The organism is Mycolicibacterium sp. TUM20985, from assembly GCF_030295745.1.
GTDB lineage: Bacteria > Actinomycetota > Actinomycetes > Mycobacteriales > Mycobacteriaceae > Mycobacterium.
The window spans coordinates 5,717,221-5,741,012 of sequence record NZ_AP027291.1; the positions used below are offsets into that span (position 1 = coordinate 5,717,221).

The 23,792-nt window shown below is 69.3% G+C and carries 18 protein-coding genes; 6 read left to right on the forward strand and 12 right to left on the reverse strand.

From position 1 onward, the window contains the following. Positions 1 to 5 precede the first annotated feature (5 nt). The 7 genes from QUE68_RS27785 to QUE68_RS27815 all read right to left on the reverse strand — a co-directional run bounded on the left by QUE68_RS27785 (position 6) and on the right by QUE68_RS27815 (position 9,517). On the reverse strand, positions 6 to 2,222 hold the full coding sequence (locus QUE68_RS27785) for a hypothetical protein (protein WP_284234326.1): 2,217 nt from the start codon (positions 2,220 to 2,222) through the stop codon (positions 6 to 8). A gap of 170 nt (positions 2,223 to 2,392) precedes the next feature. Further along, positions 2,393 to 2,797, reverse strand: coding sequence for a YybH family protein (locus QUE68_RS27790; RefSeq protein WP_284234328.1), 405 nt, complete (start codon positions 2,795 to 2,797; stop codon positions 2,393 to 2,395). Positions 2,798 to 2,819: 22 nt separating this feature from the next. After that, positions 2,820 to 4,271 (reverse strand): aminotransferase class I/II-fold pyridoxal phosphate-dependent enzyme, encoded by a 1,452-nt coding sequence (locus QUE68_RS27795; RefSeq protein WP_284234330.1) that lies wholly within the window; start codon positions 4,269 to 4,271, stop codon positions 2,820 to 2,822. Continuing rightward, a complete protein-coding gene (locus QUE68_RS27800) occupies positions 4,258 to 5,436 on the reverse strand; it encodes an amidohydrolase family protein (RefSeq protein ID WP_286274792.1) in 1,179 nt (392 codons plus the stop codon). Before QUE68_RS27800 ends, QUE68_RS27795 begins: the two co-directional genes overlap by 14 nt. Then, positions 5,423 to 6,727 carry an aspartate aminotransferase family protein gene (locus tag QUE68_RS27805; RefSeq protein WP_286274793.1) on the reverse strand — a complete coding sequence of 435 codons (1,305 nt, stop codon included), beginning with the start codon at positions 6,725 to 6,727 and terminating at the stop codon, positions 5,423 to 5,425. Before QUE68_RS27805 ends, QUE68_RS27800 begins: the two co-directional genes overlap by 14 nt. After that, a complete protein-coding gene (locus QUE68_RS27810; protein WP_284234337.1) occupies positions 6,724 to 8,211 on the reverse strand; it encodes an APC family permease in 1,488 nt (495 codons plus the stop codon). Before QUE68_RS27810 ends, QUE68_RS27805 begins: the two co-directional genes overlap by 4 nt. 49 nt (positions 8,212 to 8,260) lie before the next feature. Continuing rightward, a complete protein-coding gene (locus QUE68_RS27815) occupies positions 8,261 to 9,517 on the reverse strand; it encodes a type I glutamate--ammonia ligase (RefSeq protein ID WP_286275959.1) in 1,257 nt (418 codons plus the stop codon). Positions 9,518 to 9,758: 241 nt separating this feature from the next. Between QUE68_RS27815 and QUE68_RS27820 the strand changes: the two genes are divergently transcribed. Both QUE68_RS27820 and QUE68_RS27825 read left to right on the forward strand, forming a co-directional pair. Beyond that, on the forward strand, positions 9,759 to 10,556 hold the full coding sequence (locus QUE68_RS27820) for a class II glutamine amidotransferase (RefSeq protein ID WP_286274794.1): 798 nt from the start codon (positions 9,759 to 9,761) through the stop codon (positions 10,554 to 10,556). A gap of 5 nt (positions 10,557 to 10,561) precedes the next feature. After that, positions 10,562 to 11,416, forward strand: coding sequence for a MurR/RpiR family transcriptional regulator (locus QUE68_RS27825; protein ID WP_286274795.1), 855 nt, complete (start codon positions 10,562 to 10,564; stop codon positions 11,414 to 11,416). Between the two features lie 15 nt (positions 11,417 to 11,431). Here QUE68_RS27825 and QUE68_RS27830 read toward each other — a convergent pair whose 3' ends face one another. The 3 genes from QUE68_RS27830 to QUE68_RS27840 form a co-directional block, all read right to left on the reverse strand. Then, the gene (locus tag QUE68_RS27830) at positions 11,432 to 12,841 is read right to left on the reverse strand and encodes a mechanosensitive ion channel domain-containing protein (protein WP_284234341.1); all 1,410 of its coding nucleotides are present in this window, start codon (positions 12,839 to 12,841) and stop codon (positions 11,432 to 11,434) included. Further along, positions 12,838 to 15,036, reverse strand: coding sequence for an adenylate/guanylate cyclase domain-containing protein (locus QUE68_RS27835; protein WP_284234343.1), 2,199 nt, complete (start codon positions 15,034 to 15,036; stop codon positions 12,838 to 12,840). Before QUE68_RS27835 ends, QUE68_RS27830 begins: the two co-directional genes overlap by 4 nt. A gap of 109 nt (positions 15,037 to 15,145) precedes the next feature. After that, a complete protein-coding gene (locus QUE68_RS27840) occupies positions 15,146 to 16,366 on the reverse strand; it encodes an FAD-dependent monooxygenase (RefSeq protein WP_284234345.1) in 1,221 nt (406 codons plus the stop codon). Positions 16,367 to 16,461: 95 nt separating this feature from the next. On the opposite strand from QUE68_RS27840, the gene QUE68_RS27845 reads away from it, so the two are divergent. Continuing rightward, the gene (locus QUE68_RS27845) at positions 16,462 to 16,935 is read left to right on the forward strand and encodes a MarR family winged helix-turn-helix transcriptional regulator (RefSeq protein ID WP_284234347.1); all 474 of its coding nucleotides are present in this window, start codon (positions 16,462 to 16,464) and stop codon (positions 16,933 to 16,935) included. Here the strand turns inward: QUE68_RS27845 and QUE68_RS27850 are convergent. After that, a complete protein-coding gene (locus QUE68_RS27850; RefSeq protein WP_284234349.1) occupies positions 16,904 to 18,040 on the reverse strand; it encodes an NAD(P)/FAD-dependent oxidoreductase in 1,137 nt (378 codons plus the stop codon). The genes QUE68_RS27845 and QUE68_RS27850 overlap by 32 nt on opposite strands. A gap of 50 nt (positions 18,041 to 18,090) precedes the next feature. Here QUE68_RS27850 and QUE68_RS27855 point away from each other — a divergent pair, with 50 nt between their 5' ends. After that, positions 18,091 to 19,044, forward strand: a complete 954-nt coding sequence (locus tag QUE68_RS27855; RefSeq protein ID WP_284230091.1) for a DUF808 domain-containing protein — start codon at positions 18,091 to 18,093, stop codon at positions 19,042 to 19,044. A 49-nt stretch (positions 19,045 to 19,093) separates the two neighbouring features. On the opposite strand, the gene QUE68_RS27860 is transcribed toward QUE68_RS27855, so the two are convergent. Beyond that, entirely contained in the window at positions 19,094 to 20,734 is a 1,641-nt protein-coding gene (locus tag QUE68_RS27860; RefSeq protein ID WP_284230092.1) for a PucR family transcriptional regulator, read from the reverse strand. An 82-nt stretch (positions 20,735 to 20,816) separates the two neighbouring features. Here QUE68_RS27860 and QUE68_RS27865 point away from each other — a divergent pair, with 82 nt between their 5' ends. Next, complete coding sequence (locus QUE68_RS27865; RefSeq protein WP_284230093.1) at positions 20,817 to 22,325, forward strand: CoA-acylating methylmalonate-semialdehyde dehydrogenase; 1,509 nt, start codon at positions 20,817 to 20,819, stop codon at positions 22,323 to 22,325. Positions 22,326 to 22,345: 20 nt separating this feature from the next. Next, on the forward strand, positions 22,346 to 23,731 hold the full coding sequence (locus QUE68_RS27870) for an aspartate aminotransferase family protein (RefSeq protein WP_284230095.1): 1,386 nt from the start codon (positions 22,346 to 22,348) through the stop codon (positions 23,729 to 23,731). Positions 23,732 to 23,792: the final 61 nt, after the last annotated feature.

A 23,792-nucleotide genomic window follows, 5' to 3' on the forward strand; every position in this document is an offset into this window, starting at 1 on the left:
CTGGGTCAGCTACCGGGGTTGCCGTCGGCACCGGCCTGGCCGGGGTTGCCGTTGGCCCCGGGGGCGCCGGGGGTGCCCGCGGTACCGGCTTGTCCGCTGGATCCCCGACTGCCGGCTTGTCCAGGGGCACCGGGTGCGCCCGGTGCCCCAGAAGCCCCGGGGCCGCCATCAGTTCCCGCGGTGCCGGTCTGGCCCGCGGTCCCGTTGCCACCCGCCACTCCCGTGGTGCCGGTGCGCCCGAACACTCCAGCCGGTCCACCGGTGCCTGCCGCCCCACCGCCGCCGGCGGCGCCGCCAGACCCGCCTGCCCCACCGACGCCGGCGGCGCCTCCAGACCCGCCTGCCCCACGGTTGCCTGCTGCTCCCGCGGCCCCGCCGGCGCCGCCGTTACCACCGGTCCCTGCGAGGCCACCCGTTCCGCGCTCACCAGCGAGCCCGGCCGTACCTCCATCGCCGCCTTGCCCGCCCGAACCGTCCTTACCGGGTCTCGCGGTTCCCCCATTCACAGGAACTGAGGCGCTACCGCCGGGGCCGCCGTTCCCGCCGGAACCTCCGGTGGCTCCGTCACCCCCGCTACTGCCATTACCGCCGAGACCGCCGTCACCCCCGCTACCGCCGGCGCCACCAGCGGCCCCGTTACCGCCGTTACCTGCGTTGCCACCTGCGGCACCGTTACCGCCGCTACCGGCATTGCCGCCAGTGCCGCCGGCCCCGCCGTCGGCGCCCAGCCCGCCGCTTCCGCCGTTGCCGCCGGTGCCGAACAGTCCGCCGCGACCACCGGCGCCGCCGGCTCCCCCGGCGATGCCCGGGGTGCCCGGGCGTCCCGCGGTGCCGTTCACGCCGGGCTGTCCGTCCCCGCCGGGGGTTCCGTTCCCGCCGGACCGACCGTCCCCGCCGGGGGTGCCATCCGAACCGGGCAGACCGTCCCCGCCCGCGGTGCCGGCTGTGCCGTTCTTCCCTGCCGCACCCTGGCCGCCATCGCCGCCATTTCCGCCGGCACCACCGACCGCCAGCCCTCTGATCGGGGCTTCGAGTTGGTCGGCAGCGTAGGCGGTGCCGCCGGCCCCTCCGGCCCCGCCACTGGCACCGGTACCGCCTCGACCACCCGCACCACCGGCACCACCGAGCGCGATGGCGTCCGGTCCCATGAAGGTCCTGAGCCTCGCGTTTCCGCCGTCCCCCCCGGCACCGCCGTTGGCGCCAGGGTCGCCGGCACCACCAGTGCCGCCCGCACCGCCGATCAATGCACCCGATCCGATCAAGAGAAGGTTCGATGATGTGCCGTTGCCGCCCCTCCCGCCCGGGTTGCCAGCGCCGCCCCCGGTTCCGGCATCACCCGCAAAGATCTCCCCCGTCTGCGTGGTGTCAGTCCCGCTGATGCCGTCGAGACCGGGGGCGCCGGTGGGGGTCGGGTTCACGCCGGCCGCACCGTCGACGCCGTCCCGGCCCGGCGTGCCATCCGCCCCGTCGCCACCGGTGAGCCCCGCAGTGCCGTCCGCACCAGCACCGCCGTCGAGTCCTGCAGCCCCGTCCGCACCGTCACCGCCGTCCGCGCCGTCACCGCCGCGGGTACCGCCAATTCCCGCCCCGCCATCACCGCCATCACCGCCGATCCCGAACAGCGACAACAACCCCACGTCACCACCACCACCACCAGCCGCGCCGATACCGCCACGCCCACCACTGCCACCGTCACCGTGAAACAACCCACCAGCCCCACCGCGACCACCCGCCACCCCAACGAGCAACCCATCACCGCCAGTGCCGCCGTTGCCGATCAATCCCGCACTACCGCCGGCCCCGCCGTTCGCGCCGGCACCGCCATTACCCCAAAGCAGCCCACCATTACCACCGATGCAAGCCGCACCCGTGCAGGTACCCAGAGCGTCGAGACCATCACCGATCAGCCACCCGCCCGACCCGATGATCGGCCGCACCCACACGGGCTGCGACACCACCGCCGCGGCCAACGCATGCGGCGTAGGGGCCGCGCGCGTACCGATCAGGCCGGTGCACCACAAATCGTCACAGGTGCCGGTGGCCACCGGCGATAGAGGCGGCGCAGGACGTGCCGAGTCGACCGACATCAACACGACGGCCGGGCCGGGCACGGGCGCACCAACGGTGACCCCCAACCACAGCCCCGCACCCACCACCGCCGCTCCCGCAACACCGGTCCCAAGGACCTGAACAGCCACCAAGGCCCGGCCCGGTGCGCTCACGAAGCAATGTCCGACCATCAGCGAATACCTCCCACGGGCACACGCCGACCGGCCGGCCACGCGCTGGTGTCCTCGGGTAAAAACCTAGTCGCTCACAACCCCCGATTCGGCGCTTTCCCCCAAGGAATTAACGCGTTCGTCAGTTCCTTGTCAGGTGGGCCGACCGCTCCTCAGTCCTGCGGCGAATCCAGGGACAGATGCTCGTGCACACCGAGCCACCGACCGTCCGGCTCACGGCGAAGGACGATCGTCTCGCGCTCGCGTTGCTCCTCGTCGACTCCCGCCAGCCGGGTGCGGACGGTGTGGGTGAACACCGCGACGTCGTCGGTGATCAGATCGAGCCGCGGGTTCAGCGACCGGCAGGAGAGGACCCGGAACCCGTCGCGCTCCCAGCCCGCCCACAGCGCCTCGTAGGCCGCCCGCGACGGGAGTAATGCCGGCTCGGCGTGGAACAGGAACGTCGCCTCGGGAGCGAAGCCGGCGAAGTAACGCTCCGTGTCGTGTGCGCCGAACGCCGCGATGACGTCCACCGCCGCCTGCATCGCCGTTGCGGTGCGCTCATCGGAATTCGGCATGCCAGCAGCCTAGGCGTCGGCGTCAGCGGACGACCTTGACGTAACCCAGCGTCGGGTCGGAGGAACTGATCGGATTGCCGGCGTCGCGCAGCGATGTCAGCAGCCCGAGCACGTCGTCGTCGAGCCGCTCCCCCGGCATCACCAGCGGAATACCCGGCGGGTAGGGCGTGATGGCCTCGGCGGAGATACGACCGCATGCCCGGCCCACGGCGACCGTCTCCTCGCCGGCGAAGAACGCCTCGCGCGGGGTCAACACCGTTTCCGGCCGCACGGCCAGCAGATCGGTGACCAACGCCGTTCGCCGCCCAGCCGGACGCATGCCGGCGTACCCGGCGACCTCCGCGAACCCGGCGACCAACCGATCCATGTCGGCTTCGGTGTTGCCAATGGTCGTGATGCACAGGACGTGGCCGGCGCCGCTCAACTCCGGCTGCACACCGTGAACGTCGTTGAGTCGCTTGAGGATGTCGCGGGCATCGAGGTCCAGGCCGGTCGTCCCGACGAGCAGCTTCGTCTCGTCGAGCTGATGGAAACCGGTGCCGGCGCCGGCGAGATGCTCGGGCCGTAGCACCGTGAGGCCGGGGATGGCGGCCAGCCGGGCTGCGGTCCGGCGGGCGCGATCGAGCGTCGCGTCGAGTAGCTCTCGGCCGTGCAGCACCATCTGCCGCCGGGCCAGGTCGATCGACGCCATGATCGCGAAGTGCGGGCTGGTGGTCTGGATCAGCTGCAGCCCCCGCCGCACCGTCGCCGGGTCGAGCAGCGTCGGGTCGACGTGCAGCACCGCCGCCTGGCTCAGACCCGAGAGGATCTTGTGCACCGATTGCACGGTCGCTGCCGCGCCGGCCGTCTCAGCGGGAGCGGGCAGGTCCGGATGGAAGGCGAAGTGTGGCGAATGTGCGCCGTCGACAAGCAGTTTGGCGTCATGTCGGCGGCACGCGGCGGCGAGCGCCGCGATGTCACCCGTGGTGCCGTAGTAGGTGGGATGCAGCACCCAGAGCGCCTTGGCACCGCTGTCGTCGAGGGCGCGTTCCACGACGCCGACGTCCACCCCGTGAGCGACGCCGAACTCGTCGTCCCAGCGCGGTTCCACCCAGACCGGTCGGGCCCCCACCTGAACCAGGCCGGCGAGCACCGACTTGTGGGCGTTGCGCACCACCAGCACCGGCTCATCGGGCCGCAACGCCGACAGGGCGACCGCGATGTTCCCGGTCGTCGAACCCTGGACGAGGATGAAGCTTTGGCCGACGCCCCAGGCGTCGGCGATCAACTCCTCGGCCGCCAGGATCGGACCGTCGGGGCAGTGCAGCGTGTCGGTGTCGGGCAGGTTGTTCAGGTCGAGGTCGGCGAGATGGTCGCGGAACCACGGATCCAAGGTCCGGCCGCCCTTGTGACCGGGACTGTAGAACGGCGCCTGATCCCGCTCGACGAACTGTCTCAGCGCGTCGAATAGCGGTGCGGCGTCATGGAGTTCCATACACCCGCTCGGCGTTGCCCACCCCGATCATGTCGACGATCCGGATCGCATCCTCGACGCCGCAGTCCCCCGCGCGGATCCAACCGCCGAGCACCAAACCCATCGCGCGGCGCCACAGCACCGAACCCAACACGTGCAGTTCGGGCGGACCGAAGGCATCCGACGAGTACAGCTGTTTGGCGAACGGCGCCGTCTCGAGCGCTTCGGCGACCAGGCCCGTCGAGCGCACACCCAGATAGTTGATCGCAAGCCCCACGTCGAAGTTGACGTGATCGAACGCCTGCGCCAGGTAGCCCGCTTGCCGCTGAAAGGGGTAGCAGTGCAACAACAGCACGGGCACCGGTGTCATCGTCCGCAGCAAGGGCAGCAGCAGCATCGGGTCGCTGCGGTGCAGGTCCATGTCGCGGTCGCCGAAGCCGACGTGGAACTGGATGGGCAGACCGTGTTCGGCGGCCTCGTGCACCCCGAATGCGATCACCAGCTCATCGTCGACGCGCAGCGGGCGCGGGCGCTCGGCGAGGTCGCGGGCGTGGGCGACAACCTCGGCGTCGGTCGGACGGGTCCAATCGACGTCGAAGCCGGTGCGGTAGGCCGCAATCGTCTTGGTGCCCACTACCTCTGGGTCGGCGACGGCCGCCCGCAACGCCGTGCGGAATGCCTCGGGGAAGTCGGCCGGCGACGTCCCGTCCTGCAGCAGGTCCTCGGCGAGCCGCTCCAGGCGGAGGATCTCCGACGACGGCACGTTGCTGAGGGCGGTGAGTTCAACCGGGGTGGTGATGAGATCACCCTTGAACCCGGTGTCGACGATCCAGCGAGCGATCCCCGCCGCGGGCAGCATCGTCGTGGAGAGCTCGTCGGCTGACAGCTCGCTGCGGCGCGCCCAGTACTGGTCGGCACCGGCGAGCGCCTCGAGGCCGAGCAGCGGTGCGCACCAGCGACGGATGGAAAGCCCTAGCGGAGAATCGAACTGGGTCATGAAGCTCGGCACGGGGTCGGTCGAACCCTCATTGATCGCGGCCTCGAAGTCACGCCGGCCGACGGGCGCGTTGAAGGTGCCGTGGACGTGGTGGTCGATTAGCGCGATGCCGCGCAGGTGGTCTGCCAGCGCGTCGGGTACGACCTCGTGGACCCCGTCGAAGACGTCCCCTAGCTCACCAGCCGGCATATCGGGCCACCTCTTCGGCGTTCACTCGTCCGGCGGCGGCATCGGCGAGGGCTGCACCGAGGATCTCGACCGCCCGACCCGCTTCGGCTTCGGTGAGCACCAGCGGCGGAGTGATCTCCAAGACGTTGCCCCCGACGTAGTAGACCACCGCACCCAATTCCCATGCACGGTAGACCACCTGCGCGGCCAGCCGTGGATCGCGTTCCCCGGTCTGCGGGTCGACGAGTTCCACCCCGATCGCCAGACCGCGCCCGCGGACGTCACCGATGCGCTCGGAGCCGGGTGATCCGGACAGCGCTCGCAATCCATCGGCGAGCAACGCCCCCACCTTCGCGGCCCGTTCCGGGAGCCGGTCGCCGACGATGGTCGCCAGCACCGCACGCCCGGCCGCCGTGCAGACCGGATTGCCTGCGGTGGTCAGCAGCGCCGCTGCGGGTGGATGGTCCAGGATCTCGGCCGGCCCGACGGCTGCGGACAACGGCAGGCCGCCGCCCAGCACCTTGCCGAAGGTGACGATCTCGGGGACCACGCCATCGTGTTCGAAGGCGTGCAGCGTGCCGGGCCGCCCGAGGCCCATCTTGACCTCGTCGCAGATCATCGGCACGCCGTAGCGGCGGCAGAGGTCATGCAGGCGGGCGAGGAAGCCGTCGGGCGGAACGACGAGACCGCCGTCGCTCAAGATCGGTTCGACGATCAGGCAGGCGATGGAATCGGTGCGGAGGTGTTCGTCGGCGAGTGCGAGACAGGCCGTGACGTCCGCCTCTGAGTCCCGGACCGGACGAAAGGGGTTGGGGTAGGGCAGGAATACGGCGTCCGGATCCGGCGGCACACCCGCGTCGACGTGCACGCCCGACACGGCCATGGCCAAGCCGACGCCGCCGTGGTAGCTGTGCTCGAAGGCGATGACGGTGCGCCGACCGCTGGCATGCCGACAGGCCCGCAGCGCCACGTCGTTGGCGTCGGATCCGGCGTGCCCGAGGTACACCCGGCGCTCACCGCTACCGGGAACCAACGCCAGGAGGTCCTCGGCGAGACCCACCGAGTCGGGATGCACCGCGGACAGGCCACCCGAACCCGGCGCGGTGCGGACCGCCCTGCTCACCGCCTCCACGACGGCCGGGTGGCCATGCCCGAGACCACTTGCCGTCCACGTCGCCGAGAGGTCGAGGAGTTCGCGACCGTCGGGGGTGACCAGTGTCGACCCGTGCCCCGACACGACCTCCAACGGAAAGAAGCGCAGCTTCTCGATTCCCGCGATCGCAGCGTCGTCCCGGGCGTACAGCGTGCTCATTGGGTCTGTGCCAGCTCGTCGCTCAACGACTGACCGACGCGCTTGGCGATACCGGAGGCGGCAATGGCGATCACCAATCCGATGACACACCAATACAATCCGAGTAGCGGGGCGTCCAACCAGGTGACCGCACCCTTGACGTTGAACCACAGGACCGCCGTGATCACCACCGCGCCGAGCGCGGGCAGCAGCAGACCGAGCACCTTGCCCGTACCGCCATGGATGGGGACGAACCTGGGCGCACCCACGAACCACATGGCGGCGATCTCGACCAGCAGATAGCAGACCATCAGGCACACCGAGCCCGCGACGGCGAACAAGAAGTAGGTGTTGATCGCGGGGTTGCCGGTGCCCATGTCGGGCCAGCCCAGGGCACCACAGATGAGGACGACCACCAGTGACACGCCGACGACGAGCCACGTCGCGGTCCGGGGACCGCCGGTCTTCTCGTTGATCTGCGCGATGAACTTGGGGCCGAACCCGTCACGCCCGAACGCGTAGAGCATCCGGCCCGACGTCGCCGAGCAGGCCAGGTGGCAGCCGAACGCCGACACGATCGCGGTGAAGATGATCAACAGGCTGAACCACTGCCCCACGTAGCTACTACCCAAGTCGCCCAGCGTGTTTCCCGAGTTCTGGAAGGCATCCAGCCCTGCCGCGTCGGTACCGAAGCCGACGACCTGGGCGAACATCACCACGACGAACAGCACACCGGTCAGGAGCAGCGTCCCGGCGAGGGCACGGGGAATGTTGCGGCCGGGGTTGTCGGTCTCCTCGCCCATCGACGCACAGGCCTCGAAGCCGGCCCACGACAGGAACGCCGCGACGACCGCGCTGAGCACTGCGGAGGCGGATACGCCGTCGAAGGAGAATGCGCTGAAGTCGATCCCGGTCGTCGGCGCCCCGCCCTTGGCGAAGATCACCACCACCAGCACGACCATCGCCAGGATGCCGACCCCCTCGATGCCGAGGAGGATCTTGGCCAGCAGCCGTACGTCGCGGCCGGAGAGCAGGAACGAGACCACGGCGCCGATCACCACGACCGCGAGCCACGGTACCTGGTAGGGGTTTTCGTTGCCGGGTTGCAGTTCGGCGATGAACGCGTTGACGAAGGCGGCCGTCAACGCCAGCGTGCCGATCGCGAAGCCCACGTACGCCCCGAGCATGGCGAAGCCGGAGAAGAATCCGGCCCGCGGCCCGATGGTGCCGCCCACCAACCCGTAGGCCGAGCCCGCGTGGTTGAGGTGCCGGGTCAGCCGCACGAAGCTGTAGCCGACCAGGGCCACGCCGACCAAGCCGATCAGGAACACCAGCGGGATGGCCTTCCCGACGGTCCCGATCAGGCCCTGGCCGTTGCCGGACATCGCCAATGTCGGCCCCACCAGGGCGACGGACATCGCGAGCGCCACCCAGAAGGGCAGGCGGCGGTGCGGAAGCTGGTCGGCTCCTCCTGATGGACTGGCCGACGACGTGCTGGTGCTCATCGCTGTCTCCTTCTCGGGTGCTGGGTCGGGTACTGGGTCACGAGCTGGGTCAACAACTCCACGCGAGGCGCAACGCCTGCGTGGTCTCGGCCGGTGAGAGGTCGCCGAAGGTGGCGATCTCATAGCGCCGCACGGCGACGACGCCTTCGACGACCTCCGGTGTGAGCAGTTCCGCAGCCAGGGCGGACTTCTCGAGCGCATCGATCGCCGCCCGCTGGTCGAGCGGAAGCGGTGGCGGCGCGGTGGCCGATAGTGCCGGGTTCTCGGGGATCTCGGCGGGCAACTCGAGTCCGCGTTCGACGCCCCGTAGTGCGCTGCTGAGGAACGCCGCCGCAGCCAGGTACGGGTTGGCGCTGGGGTCGATCAGCTTCAGTTCGGCGTTGGCGCCGTGCGGACTGCCGGGGGTGGCGGCGATGAAGCGGACCGCGGCTTCGCGGTTCTCCAGTCCCCAGCATTGCGCGGCCCCCGCCCAGTTCCCCGGCTTGAGCCGCAACGCCGACAACGCCGAACCCGCGTAGACGCCGATCAGATCGGGCAACGCGTCGATGACCCCCGCGATCGCCGATTCCCCGTCGGGCCTCAGGCCATGGGGCCCGTCTCCTCCGGAGAACAGCGGCCCCCGATCGTCGGCCAGCGAGAGATGCAGATGTGCGCCATTGCCCGCGGCGTCTTCGAAGGGCACCGGCGCGAAGGAGATTCGCAGGCCGTGGCGCGCCGCGACCCGGCCGAGCACGATCCGGGTCAGGATCACCGCGTCCGCCGTTGCCACCGGGGTGTCGGGGGCCAGCGAGACCTCGAGTTGGTCGTGGCCGTACTCGGTATGAATCTGCTCGACGCTCAACCCGGCGCGTTCGGCGGTGGTCGCGAGATCCACCAGGAACGCCGATCGGTCGAGCGACGTGCGAATTCCGTACGGCGACCACGGTTCCGTCGACGCGGGGCCGCCATCGGGCGCGATCATGGTGCATTCGAGTTCGGCGCCGATCAGTGCCGTCAGTCCCCGCTCCCCGGCCGCCCGCTCGGCGCGGACCAGCAGCGAGCGCAGGCACATCGGCACCGGAGCACCGTCCTGGACGGTCAGGTTTCCCGGTGCCCAGGCAACCCCGTCGTCGATGATCCGGACGGTGGCCGGGTCGATGCGGATCCGGAGGTCCCCCACGACGCCGATGCTCGGGGTGAACGCGATTCCACTGTCGACGCAGAACACGCTCCACGACGGTGACACACCCATCCCGGAGCGCTGGAAGTCACCGAGCCTGTGCACGGGAACGTACTTGGCCCTGGTGACACCGGCCGGGTCGGTCATCGAACCGGCCACCAGCGCAACCCCTTTGGCGCGGAGAGCATCGATCTGCTGCGCGAGGTCGGTCCCGTCGTCCACGTCGCTCGACACCGACGCCTTCCGATGCTTCTTTCGTCCGCCAGGCATGTCGCCTCCTCACAACCCTCGCTGAGTCTGCGCTAAATCTATGTCATGAATGTTTCAGGATCTTTAAATTCGAACGTTTATGGTTGATTCATTAGATCCAAGATCAGAGGATGGGTGCATGTGTCGGCTCCTGGGTGTCGTGTCGGCCGCCCCGATCTCCGTTGCGGACGCCGTCGGGGACGGCGTCCTGAAGGACTTCGTCGCCCTCACCAAGGTCCACGGGGACGGCTGGGGCGTGGCCGCCGTCGACCGCCTGGGTGACACGCCGCGCGCCACGGTGTCGGCGGGCAGCGCGCTCGACGATCCCGACTTCGTCTCGGCGACGCACGACCGCCGGTCCGCGGCGACCCTGGTCCACCTTCGGTGGGCGACCAGCGGGCTCGCGGTCGAACCGCGCAACTCCCATCCGTTCGTCGCCGACGGGCTCGCGATGGCGCACAACGGCTCGGTCAAGCCGCCCGCTCCGTTGGACGCCCTCCTCGACCCCGAGCACGCCGCATCCCTGCGGGGAACCACCGACAGCGAGCGCATCTTCGCGCTGATTCGCCAATACCGAACTCGTACGAGCACTCTCGCCGAGGCGGTCCGCGACGCGATCTCCGCACTGCGGCGGATCTACCCCGACGCCAGCCTCAACGCCCTCATCCTCGGCGAGGACCAGCTCATCGTGGTCCATGCGCACGCCCATAGCCGTCTGCTGGCCGAGGACATCGAGGAGATCAGCGCCACCGATCTGCCCGCCGAACACCTCGAGGACTACTTCGCGCTGCGCCTCGCGCGGCCACGTGACGACCTGGTGGTGGTCGGCTCAACGGGATTCGGCGACCCGTCGTGGGAGCAGCTGCCATCAGAAACCGTGGTCGCGATCTCGCTCCGCGACCTGTCGCTGACGACCCATCCGCTGATGTCGGATTGACGGCGATGACCGGCGAGAGCGTGGCCGCGCGGACCGGTGCCGCCCTGCCGACGCTGAGCAAGGCCGAGCGCAGGGTTGGTCGGGCCCTGCTCGCCGACTACCCCAGCGCGGGGCTGGCCAGCGCCGCGCGGCTCGCTGAACGCGCCGAGGTCAGCCCGCCGACAGTGCTGCGATTCGCCCAATCCCTTGGGTACGACGGGTTCACCGATCTTCAGGTGGCGCTCCGGGCCGAGCTGACCGCACTGTCCAACGGGCCCATCACCCGGTTTCCCACCGCCCCGGCCGCCGACAGCGCCCTGGAGCGTCTACTGCGGCAGGCGCACGCCCAGAACGACCGGGCCAGTCAGACTTTGGCGCGATTGCCCGCCGCCGCCGTCGAGGCTGCGGTGGCACTGCTGTCGGACACCGGCCGGCCGCTGTACCTGCACGGGGGACGCTTCTCGCACCTGCTGGCGATGCACCTCGCCGCCCATCTCGAACAGCTGCGCCCCGGGGTGCGACTGCTCGCCGATCCCGGCGGTCGCGACCTCGGCGCCATGATCGAGCTGACGCGCAAGGACGTCGTGGTGTTGTTCGACTACCACCGGTATCAACGCAGCGCCGCCGACCTCGCCGCCCGTGTCCATCGGGCCGGCGCCACGGTTCTGCTCATCACCGACGACCTCGCCTGCCCGGTGGCTCCGGAGGCCGAGGTCGTGCTCGCGGCCTCCAGCACGGTGGGCACCACCTACCAGAGCATGGCAGCCGGCTTCCTGCTCACCGAAGTGCTCATTCCTCTGGTGATGGACGCGGTCGGAGAGCCGGCCAGGACCCGGATGGCGCTATGGGAGGAGCAGCGCAGGACCGAGCTGCTGGCCTGAGCCGTCGCGGCTGTTTCACTCGGCCGCAGCGGTGATTGCCTCGCGGGCCTTCGCCCGCCGTTCTGCGATGGTGCGACCGAATTCCTGCATGAGCAACGGGTTTCGTTGGACCAACGTCTCGATGCGATCGCGGTCCACGTGGACGACGGTGACCTCACCGATGGCTCGGGCGTTGCCGAGGACGGCCTGACGGGTCAGGGTGGTCTGCCCGAGGAACCCGCCCTCGTCGAGGGTGGCGATCGAGATCTCCCCGCCGTCCGGTGCCACGCCGGTCAACCGCACACGACCGGAGACGATGAAGGTCATCCGTTCCGGCACCTCTCCGGAACGTTGGATCAACTCCTCGGCGCCATAACGTTCCACGACGGCATCCGAGACGAGCTCCCGTTGATCGTCGACGCCGAGCCGCAGCGTGGGCGCCACCACCCTCCGGACCGAATCGGCGACCAGTTCGGGTGTCGAGAAGTCCCCTTCGGCGGCCTGGTCTAGGTGCAGCCCCTCACGGCGGGCGGCATACCAGACCCACTGCAGGAACGCGGCCCGCGCAGGCCCGTCCTCGGCCGGCGAGGACAGCGGGATGCTGGTGCGATACTGCGAGCCCCCCAGGGGCGCAACGGCGACCGCGGCGTCCTCCCGGCGATGCGGAAGTTCGGTGGCCACGCGCATCAACGTCGCGCACACCCGGTTGGGCGGATCGTCGAGCGAGAACTCGGTCGTCACCGTGATTTCGTGCTTGTTCGCCGGGCGGCTCAGGTTGGTGAACGACGCCCCGGCGAGGACCGAGTTCGGCGTGATCTGCAAACCGGTACTGGTCTCGAGATGCACTGCGCGCCAATTGACTTCCACTACCCGTCCGCGGGCCGCCTGGGTCTCGAGCCAGTCCCCCAGCTGGAACGGCTGCTCGAAGAGCATCAGCAGGCCCGAGATGATCTGGCCGACCGAGTTCTGCAGCGTCAGGCCGATGACGATGGACGTCACCCCGAGCGCCGTGAACAGACCGCCGACGTTCGCACCCCAGATGTAGGAGAAGATGAGCGCGAGTCCGAGCGCGATGACGACGAAGCGACCGACGTCGACGAAGATCGTTGGGACGCGCTGACGCCACGTTCCGGTGGGGGCGCCCTGGAAGAGCGTGGCGTTGACGCCCGACAGGACCAGGAGCAGGACGACGAACGCGAAAAGCGTGCCCACCACCCGGACCGACGTGGCCTCGGCCGGAATCTGTCTCGCCTCGATCAACAGCAGCAGCAGCGCGCCGAGCGGCAGGAGATAGTTGCGCATCAGGGTGACGGGCCGCACCAGGAAGCTCTGCTTGCGGCGCAGCGCATGCTGCCATTCGGTGAGCGCGACCAGACCCACCGGCAAGCCGATTGCGATGCCGACCGCCCAGTAGAACCAGGACGACGCGAACACGTTCGAGATCATCGCGGCTCCTCCAGTCGCCAGATCGGTTGTGGCCGACCCTCGACGTTGATGGTTCCCGCGGAGGTGAACGTCATCGTCTCGCGGAGCGCCTCGTAAACCCTTGTCGTCACGTCGATCCCGGGCTGCAGCGAGCCACTCTTGACCTGGTAGGCGATATTCACCGCAGCGCCCCACATGTCGTAGACGACCGACGGGAAGCCGCCGAGGCCGCTGCTCACCGTGCCGGTGTCGATACCCGCGCGAAAGCCAAGACCATGGTTGGCCTCGCCGTTGAACCGGTCGATGATCCGTTTGCACTCGAGCGCGAAGTCGACCGTTCTGCGGATGTTGTCCAGCCTCGGCACGTTGAGACCACAGCTGCCCAGGTAGCCGTTGCGCACCGAGCGCACGCGTTCGATCCCCAAACCCTCTGCCGCGGCGTCGAATTGACGCTCGAGTTCGTTGACCAGGGCGAGTGACTCCTCGGAGGTCAGCTCGGCCTGTAGACGGTCGAGTCCGATGACGTCGCTGAAGATCACCGTGACGTCCTGATGCTCCTCGGCGGTGATCTCCTCGCCCTGCTGGTACCGCTCCATGACGGGTTCCGGCATCAGTAGCGTCAGCAGCTGCGCGTTCTCCCTGCGCTGTTCGTTGAGCAGCTCCTCCTTGAGCAGAAGGCTGCGACTCATCTCATTGAAGGCCGTCGTCAGGTCGCCCAATTCGTCACGGGTCAGGACGGGGATGGCGATGTCGTAGTCACCGGCACTGATCCGCCGCGCTCCGGCCTCCAGCCGCCTGACCGGTCGCACGAAGAGCTGGGCCAGGAAGACCGCCGCGATGCACACCACGAAGATGATCCCGACCGTGGACAGCACCATCGTCCTGGTGAAGGTCGTCTCGCGCGCGAACGCCTCCGCCGTGTCGACCTTCGCGACGATGGACCAGTGCAGGTCGGCATCCGGAATCTCCACCGGCGCATAGGCTTGCAACGTCTCGTGTCCGAGGTAGTCGGTGGTGATCTGGGTGCCGCTCAGACCCTTCTGGGCGCTCTGCGTCGCCTCCGAGGTCACGGGTTGAACCAGGGTCGTGCCGCCGAGGCGGATCGCCCGGTCGGCTTCGTCGGGTGGGGTGCCCGCCTCGACGACGTCGCGTTTGTAGGCCTGCGGATCCTCGAGGAACAGGCGCGAGTCGGAGCGCATCAGGTCGTCCGGCCCCGCCAGGAAGGTCTCACCGGTCTCGCCCATCCCCGAGGCCGCCCAGTTCTCGCCGAATGTCATCAACCGGTTGATCTTCGACGCGGGGAACTGCAGGGCGAGCACGCCTGCGGCGCGGCCTCCCGTGACGACCGGGGTCACCATCCACGCCGTCGGCTCGTTCTCGGCGGCCTGATAGACCTCGAAGTCGGTGAACCGGACGAAGTCCAGGGCGTTCGACGACAGCGCGTCCTCGTACGCCTGCCGGAGTTTGGATCCGCTGTAGGGACCGGTCAGGATGTTGGTGCCGAGGTCGACGTCCTTGTAGGCCGAGTAGACCACGTTCCCAGCGGTGTCCAGCAGCAGCGCGTCCTCGAACTCGAAGCGGGTGACGATTTCGCGAAAGAAGTCCTGGTACTTGGCATTCGCCGCCGACCACGCGCTGCCGTCGCGCGCATCGTCGATGGTGACGGCGACGTCGTCGGACTTTCGTCGTGCGGTGTATTGCCCCTGCAGGTAGAGCTGCGCGTTGCTGGTCGGGATCAGCTGCGCTGGGTCCAGCTTGACCCCGCTGTACTTCTCGACGTCCTTGATGAAGACGTCGTCGTAGTAGTCGGTGACCGATTGGGACAGCACCGGGTCGACAGGCTGATTCTGCAGTTGCGCGAAGCCCGCGGTGAACGCGGCCAACGCATCCTCGGTGGTGGCCCCCTTGGCGTCGATGATCATCGAGTTCTTGAGATCGGAGAGCTGATCGACCAGGGCTCGCGATTGCGACCCGCGCACCTCGGTCAGCCGGTTGAACACCGAGTCGCGTAGGGAGGTCCGACCAGCCTGGAAGCCGATGACCCCGACGACGACCGCGGCCACGATCGTGCACAGCACCATCATCACGACGAGCTTGGATTGGATGCTGACCTTGGATAGCAGCCGCCCGCGCTGGATGCGGTCGCGCAGATGACCCCTGACCTTCTTGGAGTTGGGCACCGCCTCGACTTCACCGGGCTCGGACACGTTCAACATCGGGTTCCCTTCGCCGGTGCGGCCTCCGCGACGGCTTCGGCGGACACTAACACCGGTGAAACCGTCGAGGCGCGGTCGAGCAACGGTGTTTATCGAATCGACGCAAAGGTCACGGCGAAGGGTTGTTGCCTGACTCGGTGATCGGATAGTCGGGCAGGCGGAAGCCGTCGGCGGCGACGCCGCGGAATCTGTTGCCGAGCAGTGTCATGGCGCCGCGGCCGACGGGGCCCGCCGCCAGTCGGGCGACGGTGTGCAGGACGTTGATCCCCGCCTGGGTACGGGGGTTGGCGCGTCGTAGCGTGTTCATCGAAACCTGTTGCGCCGACTCGGCCGAGGGTCGCACCACCCGTTCGTAGCGCGCCAGCGCGGCGGAGACGTCGTCGGTCGCGGACAGCTCGCCGGCGAGGACGTAGGCCCCGATGAGGCCGTTGCTGGTGCCGCCACCGCCGAAGGTGGCGTTGCAGTACGCGGTATCGCCGAGCAGTGTCACGCGCCCCTTGCTCCACCGGGGGGTGCGCACCTGACCGACGGCGTCGAAGTACAGCGGCGCGTCGTCGATGGCGGCCAGGACGCGAGGAGCGGCACCCCCGACATCGGCGAACGTCTTTCGCAGGATGGCGATTTGATCGTTGCGGGCGAGGTCCCCGAGGCCCCGGACGTCGGAGATGAACGTCAGGATCGCGCGGGTGGTGCCGAGATTGTCCGGGCGCAGGTGCACGGCCCGGTGTCCGGTGGCGTGCTGCCAGTTCCACCACAGGTCGTCGGTGTCCTGGCGGGTGAGGGTGAGGTAGGCGAAGTACATGCCCAAATCGTTGACGTCCGTGGCCGTCACGAACCGGCGTGACCGCGAACGCAGTCCCTCGGCGATCACGACGACGTCGGCGTCGATGGCCGTGCCGTCCTGCAGCAGGGTGGTGACGCGGTCGCCGTGCTCGGTGACGTCGGCGATCTCGGCCCCGAACCGGTAGTCGGTCTCGTCCAAGGTGCGCTCGATCAGGATGCGCGAGAGCTCGCCGCGCAGGATCTCCAATTCGGCTGTGGGACCGTCTCTCTCACCTGGCCCGTTGACCGGAAAGGACGCCGCCGGTGAGCCGTCGGCGCAAGTGAATCGCATGCCGATCTCGCTGGTATTGGCCGCGCGCACCTCGCCTTCGATTCCCATTCGGGCGATGACTTCGCGGGCGGCGCCGCGCACGTCGACGTTCTGACCTTCGTACCGGCGGTGCGGGAACCGCTCGATGACCGTGGTCTGCCACCCGCGGGCGGCGAGTTGATGGGCCAGTGCGGGTCCGGCGATGCCGCCTCCGGAGATGACGGCGTGGCGAGTCACGAGTATCGGATCCGATCTGTCGCATCGGCGCGTCAGTCGTGCCGTGATGGCTAGATTACCGTAATACTTGGACTTCGAGGTATCTGGAAGGTGACGTGAAGCATCGACGCGACGCATCGGGGCACTGGCTGGCCGGGCTCAGCAGCCCCATGCTGTCCATGCGGGGCTTCCTCGAGGCGCACGACGAGCTGCGACGCCGCCAGGCCCGGCGGATGGGGCTCAACGCCACCGACATGCAAGCGCTGCGACTGCTCGACGTGCACGGGCCACTGGGGCCCACCGAACTGGCCCGCCGCCTCGACCTACGGTCCGCGTCGGTGACGGTGCTGGTGGACCGCCTCGAGTCGACCGGCCTCGTGGAACGCGTGCGGGACGACCACGATCGACGGCGCGTCACCGTGCGGGCGCTGCCCGACGCCTTGGACTTGCTGTTCGACATCTGGGCGCCGATCGTGCGCGCAATGGACGACGTCGGCCACGGCCTCACCCCGTCCGAGCAGCGGGCGGTGTGCGCCTACTTCGACCGCCTGGTCGCCGTCATGGACCACGATCCGGCGCCAGACGCCTGACGTCCAGCCCGCGGTCCACCAGATCGGGTGGCGCGGAGTCGCCGAGGACCAGCGCCGCAGCCAACCTGGCCGTCGCGGGTGCCGTCTGGATTCCATATCCTCCCTGGCCGGCCAGCCAGAAGAACCCCGGCGCCCCGACGTCGGCGCCCACGACGAAGTTCCGATCGGGTGCGAACGTGCGCAGGCCCGCCCACGACGAGTTCACGCTCCGGACGTTCAGGTCGGTGGCCGCGTTGATCGACTCGATGGCGCGGGCGATCTCCACCTCGTCGGGCTTGGCATCGCTTGGCGCACAGTGCGTCTCGTCGGCCGGTGAACAAAGGAACTGCGCGCCTTCGGGATTGACGTAGAACGCCTCGTCGACGTCGGAGCAGTTCGGCCAGCCCCGGCTCGCCTCGCCCAGCGGTGAGCTCACCAGGAAGATCGTGCGCCGCAGCGGCGTCAATCCGACCGGCTCGGCACCCGCCGCGAGCGCGACGACGTCCGCCCACGCGCCTGCGGCGTTCACGACGACCGGCGCCCGGTGGACATGACCATCCGCCGTGCTCACCGCCCACCGCTCGCCATGCCGCCGCAGCGTCGTCACCTCGGCGGTCCGGATGATCTCGGTTCCACGGCTGCGGGCGCCGCGAACGTACCCCTGGTGGATCGCCGCCACGTCGAGGGCCAGGGCGCGCGGTTCGTACAGACCGCGCTCGACCGCCCCGGGCTTGAGCAGCGGAAACGCCTCGCGGCACCGAGCTTCGTCGAGCAGCTCGGCGTCGGAGACCAGCGACAGCACGGCCGCGTGCATGGCGTCGATCCGGTCGCCGCGGCCCGCCAGCGCGATCTGCAACAGCGGTCGCGGCGTCACGAGCACTGCATCGAAGCCCTCCGGCGGCGTCTCGAAGAAGGCCCGGCTCGCGGTCGTCAGCGCCCGAATCTGTTCGCCGCCATAAGTTTCCAGGAACGTCGCGGCCGAACGCCCGGTGGTGTGGTACGCCAGCGTCGGTTCCATCTCGAGCAGCGTGACCCGCACCGACCGCGACAACTCGTAGGCGACCGACACCCCCGCGATGCCGCCGCCGATCACGACGACGTCGGCGTGGGTGTCCCTCGCGCTCATCACAGCAGTTTCCCAGACCCACGTACCCTGTGAACCATGAAGGACAGGCGATGAGTGCGGGGCTCTTCGGGCTGCTCGACGACGTGGCGGCCCTCGCCCGGCTCGCGGCCGCCTCGGTCGACGACATCGGCGCCGCAGCGGGACGGGCAACGGCGAAGGCGGCCGGCGTCGTCATCGACGACACCGCGGTGACACCTCAGTACGTGCACGGCATCACCGCCGAGCGCGAGCTTCCGATGATCAAGCGGATCGCGATCGGATCGCTGCGCAACAAGCTGCTCTTCATCCTGCCCGCCGCCTTGCTGCTCAGCCAGTTCCTGCCGTGGCTGCTGACGCCGATCCTGATGATCGGCGCGACGTATCTCTGCTTCGAGGGCGCCGAGAAGGTGTGGGGACGGTTCTCCAAGAACGGGCACGACGCCCATGCCGCGCCCACCGCCGCCGTTGGTGAGGACGCCGAGAAGCAGATGACCTCCGGCGCGATCCGGACCGACTTCATCCTGTCCGCCGAGATCATGGTCATCGCCCTCAACGAGGTGGCCGACCAGGCGTTCGTGCCGCGGCTCATCATCCTCATCGTCGTGGCACTGATCATCACGGCCGCGGTGTACGGCGTGGTCGCTCTCATCGTGAAGATGGACGACATCGGGCTGAGCCTTGCGCAACGTTCCTCGCGGGCCGCCCAGAAGGTGGGGCTCGGGTTGGTGGCGGCGATGCCCAAGCTGCTCGCCGCGCTCTCGGCCATCGGCACCGTCGCGATGCTGTGGGTCGGTGGACACATCCTGCTGCTCGGCACCGACACGCTCGGCTGGCATCCGCCCTACGGGTTCGTGCACCACCTCGAGGAGGTCGTCCGACATGCGACCGGCGGCGCCGGCGGCGTCCTGGCCTGGCTGGTGAACACGGGGATCTCGGCGGTAATCGGGCTCGTCGTCGGGGCGATCGTCGTGGCGGTCGTGCACGTCCTTCCCTTCGGCAAGAAGAAGTCTCACGCGACGGCGTGATTCGTGCACGCGCACCCGCGGTCAGCGCGGGTTGCGGTGCACAGATCACTCAGGGGCGCGCGACGATCATCATCGCCACGTGCAGCGACGTCCGCGACTCGGCATCGTCGAGGTCGATGCCCAGCAGGCGCTCCATGGCGGCGAGGCGCGCGTACAGCGTCGGACGCGAGAGGTGCAGTCGCTTGGCGAGTGCGGCCTTGTTGCCCCCCACCTGAAGGAAACCCGCCAGCAGATCGAACATCTCGTCACCGTGGGTGGCCCGTCGCTCGAGTAGACCGCGCAACTCCGTCTCGGCGAACGCCTGCACGCGGGGGTCGGCGCGGATGAGCGCCACGAGGCCACGCAACCGGACGTCGGCCGCGCGGAAGAACGGCCGGTCGGCACCCGGGTCCCCGGTCATCGCGAGTGCCACCTCGGCGACGTGCCCGGACTCCGCGAGGCCGCCGGCCGCGTCGACGAGTCGGCTCGACCCCGGTCCGACGCCGATCACGCACTCCGCGACCCCGTCGACGTGGCCGACCCCACGGCGGATCGTCGTGGCCACCTCGGCGAGGAGGCCTTCCGCGTCGGACTCCGCACCCCGCGCCATGGCCCTGGGCTGCGGCGCCAACAGGAGATCGATCTGACCGTCGTCCCGGCTGGCGGTCAGGACACTGTGTCCGCCGGACCGGATGGCGTGGACGACCGCATCCAGCGTCCGGCTCCGACGGCGCTGCACCACCAGCTGATTGGCGCCGCCGGTCTCCCGCAGCCGCACCGTCACCGGGAGGTAGGCCAGCGCGGGCCGCAGGCCGAGGGCATGCGCGCGGGCGGTCGCCTCGGCCTCGTCTCGGATCCGGCCGCGCAGGAGGTCGTCGACGAGGCCGCTCTGCGCCCGCAACTCCAGTGACGTGCGGTCGCGTTCGGCCATCCGGTGCAGGGCCAGCGCCTGCGCCGCGCGCTCGAGGGTGGTGACGGTGCGGTCGTCGGCGGCACCGTCGGGGCTACGGCCGTACGGCGCCACCAACCGCCCCCACTCGTGCCGGTGCGGACCGACGGGGCTGACCACCCAGGTGCCCCGTCCGCTCGCCGGGGACAGCCGCGACCGTCGCTCCCAGTCGGTGAGCAGCTCGGTCAGCGGCATTTCGCGCCTCCCGAAGGACAACACCTGACGGTTGAGGTCCTCGAGCACGACCGGGGTGTCGAGCATGTCGGCCGCCGCGGCCACGATGTCGTCGACCGAGGCACGCCGCATGCTGAGGCTGGTGAACGCCTCGTGCACCCGACGCGAGTAGTCGACCTCCGCATACTGTTCGGCGACGATCCGCCGGTGGACCTCTTCGGTGATCTCCACGAATCGGACCGGCCGGTGCAGGGCGACGACGGGCAGTTCGAGGTGCGCGCCAACGGCTCTCACCGACGGCGGCACCTCGTCGACGTGCAACCCGAGTTCGACGACCACCGCGACGGCGCCGGCCCGGGCCAGCTGCGGCAGGTACTCGTCGCGGCGGTCGACGTCGGCCAGCGCCTGTCCGGTGGTGAGGACCAGCTCGCCACCCTCCAGCAGGTTGGCCAGGTCGGGCAGATCGCTGACGTGCACCCATCGCACCGGTCGGTCCAGGGCGCCGGGGGTGTCCGCACCGCAGACGACCTCGGGTGCACCGGCCTGCAGGACCGGCAGCGCCAGGATCTCTCGGACGGTGGGCTGCATCCGACACATCGTAAGGCAAACGGCCGATCTCCTTACACATCGTCGGGCGGCGTTGGCGGTGGCGGCACCAAGGATGAGAGCCATGACACTCAGCACCCGCGTCCGCACCATCGCCCACTGGGCCGGTGGCAAGCACTTCGCCGGCTCCGGCGACCGCACCGCACAGGTGACCAACCCCGCGACCGGTCAGGTCACCGGCGAACTCGCCTTGGCCGACGCGAGCGACGCGCGGGCCGTCATCGACGTCGCAGGCGCGGCCTACCCCGCCTGGCGGGACACCTCGCTGGCCAAGCGCACGCAGATCCTGTTCGCCTTCCGGGAGCTGCTGAACGCCCGCAAGGGTGAACTCGCCGAAATCATCACCAGCGAGCACGGCAAGGTCGTCTCCGACGCCCTCGGCGAGGTCAGCCGCGGTCAGGAAGTCGTCGAGTTCGCCTGCGGCATAGCACATTTGCTCAAGGGCGGCATGACCGAGAACGCTTCGACCAACGTCGATGTGGCATCGATCCGGCAGCCTCTCGGCGTCGTCGGCATCATCAGCCCCTTCAACTTCCCCGCCATGGTGCCGATGTGGTTCTTCCCCATCGCGATCGCCGCGGGCAACACCGTCGTCCTCAAGCCCAGCGAGAAGGATCCGTCCGCCGCGCTCTGGATCGCCGAGCTGTGGGCCGAGGCCGGTCTGCCCGCCGGGGTGTTCAACGTGCTGCAGGGTGACAAGGTCGCGGTCGACGAGCTCCTCACGAACCCGACCGTGAAGGCGATCTCCTTCGTCGGCTCGACGCCGATCGCGCAGTACGTCTACGCCACCGGCACACTGCACGGCAAGCGGGTCCAGGCGCTCGGCGGTGCCAAGAACCATGCGATCGTGCTGCCCGACGCCGACCTCGACCTGGCCGCCGACGCCATGATCAACGCTGGCTTCGGGTCGGCCGGCGAGCGCTGCATGGCGATCTCCGCCTGTGTCGCGGTCGGCCCGATCGCCGACGAGTTGGTCGCCAAGATCGCCGACCGCGCCAAGACGTTGAAGACCGGTGACGGCACACGGGATTCCGACATGGGACCGCTGGTCACCAAGGCGCACCGCGACCGGGTGGCGTCCTACGTCGACGCCGGCGAGGCCGACGGCGCCACCATCGTCGTCGACGGCCGCGGAGTGTCGGTCGACGGTGACGAGGACGGCTTCTGGCTGGGGCCGACGCTGATCGACGACGTCACCCCCGACATGAGCGTCTACACCGACGAGATCTTCGGCCCGGTGCTGTCGGTCCTGCGGGTGGGCTCCTACGACGAGGCCCTGGCCCTGATCAACGCCAACCCTTACGGCAACGGCACCGCGATCTTCACCAACGACGGCGGCGCCGCCCGGCGCTTCCAGAACGAGGTCGAGGTCGGGATGATCGGCATCAACGTGCCCATCCCCGTGCCCACCGCCTACTACAGTTTCGGGGGCTGGAAGAGCTCGCTGTTCGGCGACACCCATGCGCACGGCACCGAGGGCGTCCACTTCTTCACCCGTGGCAAGGTTGTCACCACCCGCTGGCTCGACCCCAGCCACGGTGGTATCAATCTCGGCTTCCCGCAGAACGACTGAGTACGGAAGAGGTATTCGCCATGAGCACCACCACCCCCACCGAGATCCTGCCGTCGGGACAGGACCTCGACACCGCGATCGCCGAGGGCGCCCACGCCTACGAACTCGACCGCCAGCACGTCTTCCACTCCTGGTCCGCGCAGGCGCAGATCAAGCCGATGACGATCGTGGCTGCCGACGGCTCCTACGTCTGGGACGGCGACGGCAACAAGCTGCTCGACTTCTCCTCGCAACTGGTGTTCACCAACATTGGGCACCAGCACCCGAAAGTCGTTGCGGCCATTGCCGAACAAGCGGCCAAGCTGTGTACGGTGGCGCCTCAGCACGTCAATGCCGCGCGCTCCGAGGCGGCCCGGCTGATCGCCGAGCGCACCCCGGGCGACCTCAACCGGGTCTTCTTCACCAACGGTGGCGCCGACGCCGTCGAGCACGCCGTCCGCATGGCGCGGTTGCACACCGGCCGCTACAAGGTGCTGGCGCGGTACCGCTCCTACCACGGTGGCACCGACACCGCGGTCAACCTGACGGGCGACCCGCGCCGCTACCCCAACGACTACGCCAGCAGTGGCGTCGTCCACTTCAACGGCCCGTTCCTCTACCGCTCGTCGTTCCACGCGGAGAACGAGCAGCAGGAGAGCGAGCGCGCGCTGGAGTACCTGGAGCGCCTGATTCAGCACGAGGGCGCGACGTCGTTCGCGGCCATCATCCTCGAGTCCGTACCGGGCACCGCGGGCATCATGGTGCCGCCGCCGGGCTACATGGCAGGCGTCCGCGAGATCTGCGACCGCTACGGCATCATGCTCATCGCCGACGAGGTGATGGCGGGCTTCGGCCGGACCGGAAAGTGGTTCGCGATCCAGCACTTCGACGTGGTGCCCGATCTCATGACGTTCGCCAAGGGCGTCACCTCCGGCTACGTGCCGCTGGGCGGGGTCGCGATCAGCGAGGCCATCTACTCGACGTTCGCCGATCGCGCCTACCCGGGTGGACTGACCTACTCCGGCCATCCCCTGGCGTGTGCCGCTGCCGTCGCGACCATCAACGCCATGGAGGACGAGGGCATGGTCGCCAACGCCGCGCGCATCGGTTCCGAGGTCCTCGGCCCGGGCCTGGCTGACCTTGCGGCCCGTCACCCGTCGGTCGGTGAGGTCCGGGGTCTTGGCGTGTTCCAGGCGATCGAGCTGGTGGCCAACCCGCAGACGCGGGAACCGCTGGCGCCCTACGGCGGCTCGAGTCCGGCGATGAATGCGGTGGTGGCGGCGTGCAAGTCCGGCGGCCTGCTGCCGTTCGCCAACTTCAACCGGATCCACGCGGTGCCCGCCTGCAACATCACCGACGAGCAGGTCGCCGAGGGTCTCGCGATCCTCGACGCGGCGTTGACGGTGGCCGACGGCTACGTGGTCTGAGTTTCGGTCGCCGACCGTGTGGCCTGTGGCGGAGACTCTCGGGGCGGTTTCAAGGGATCGA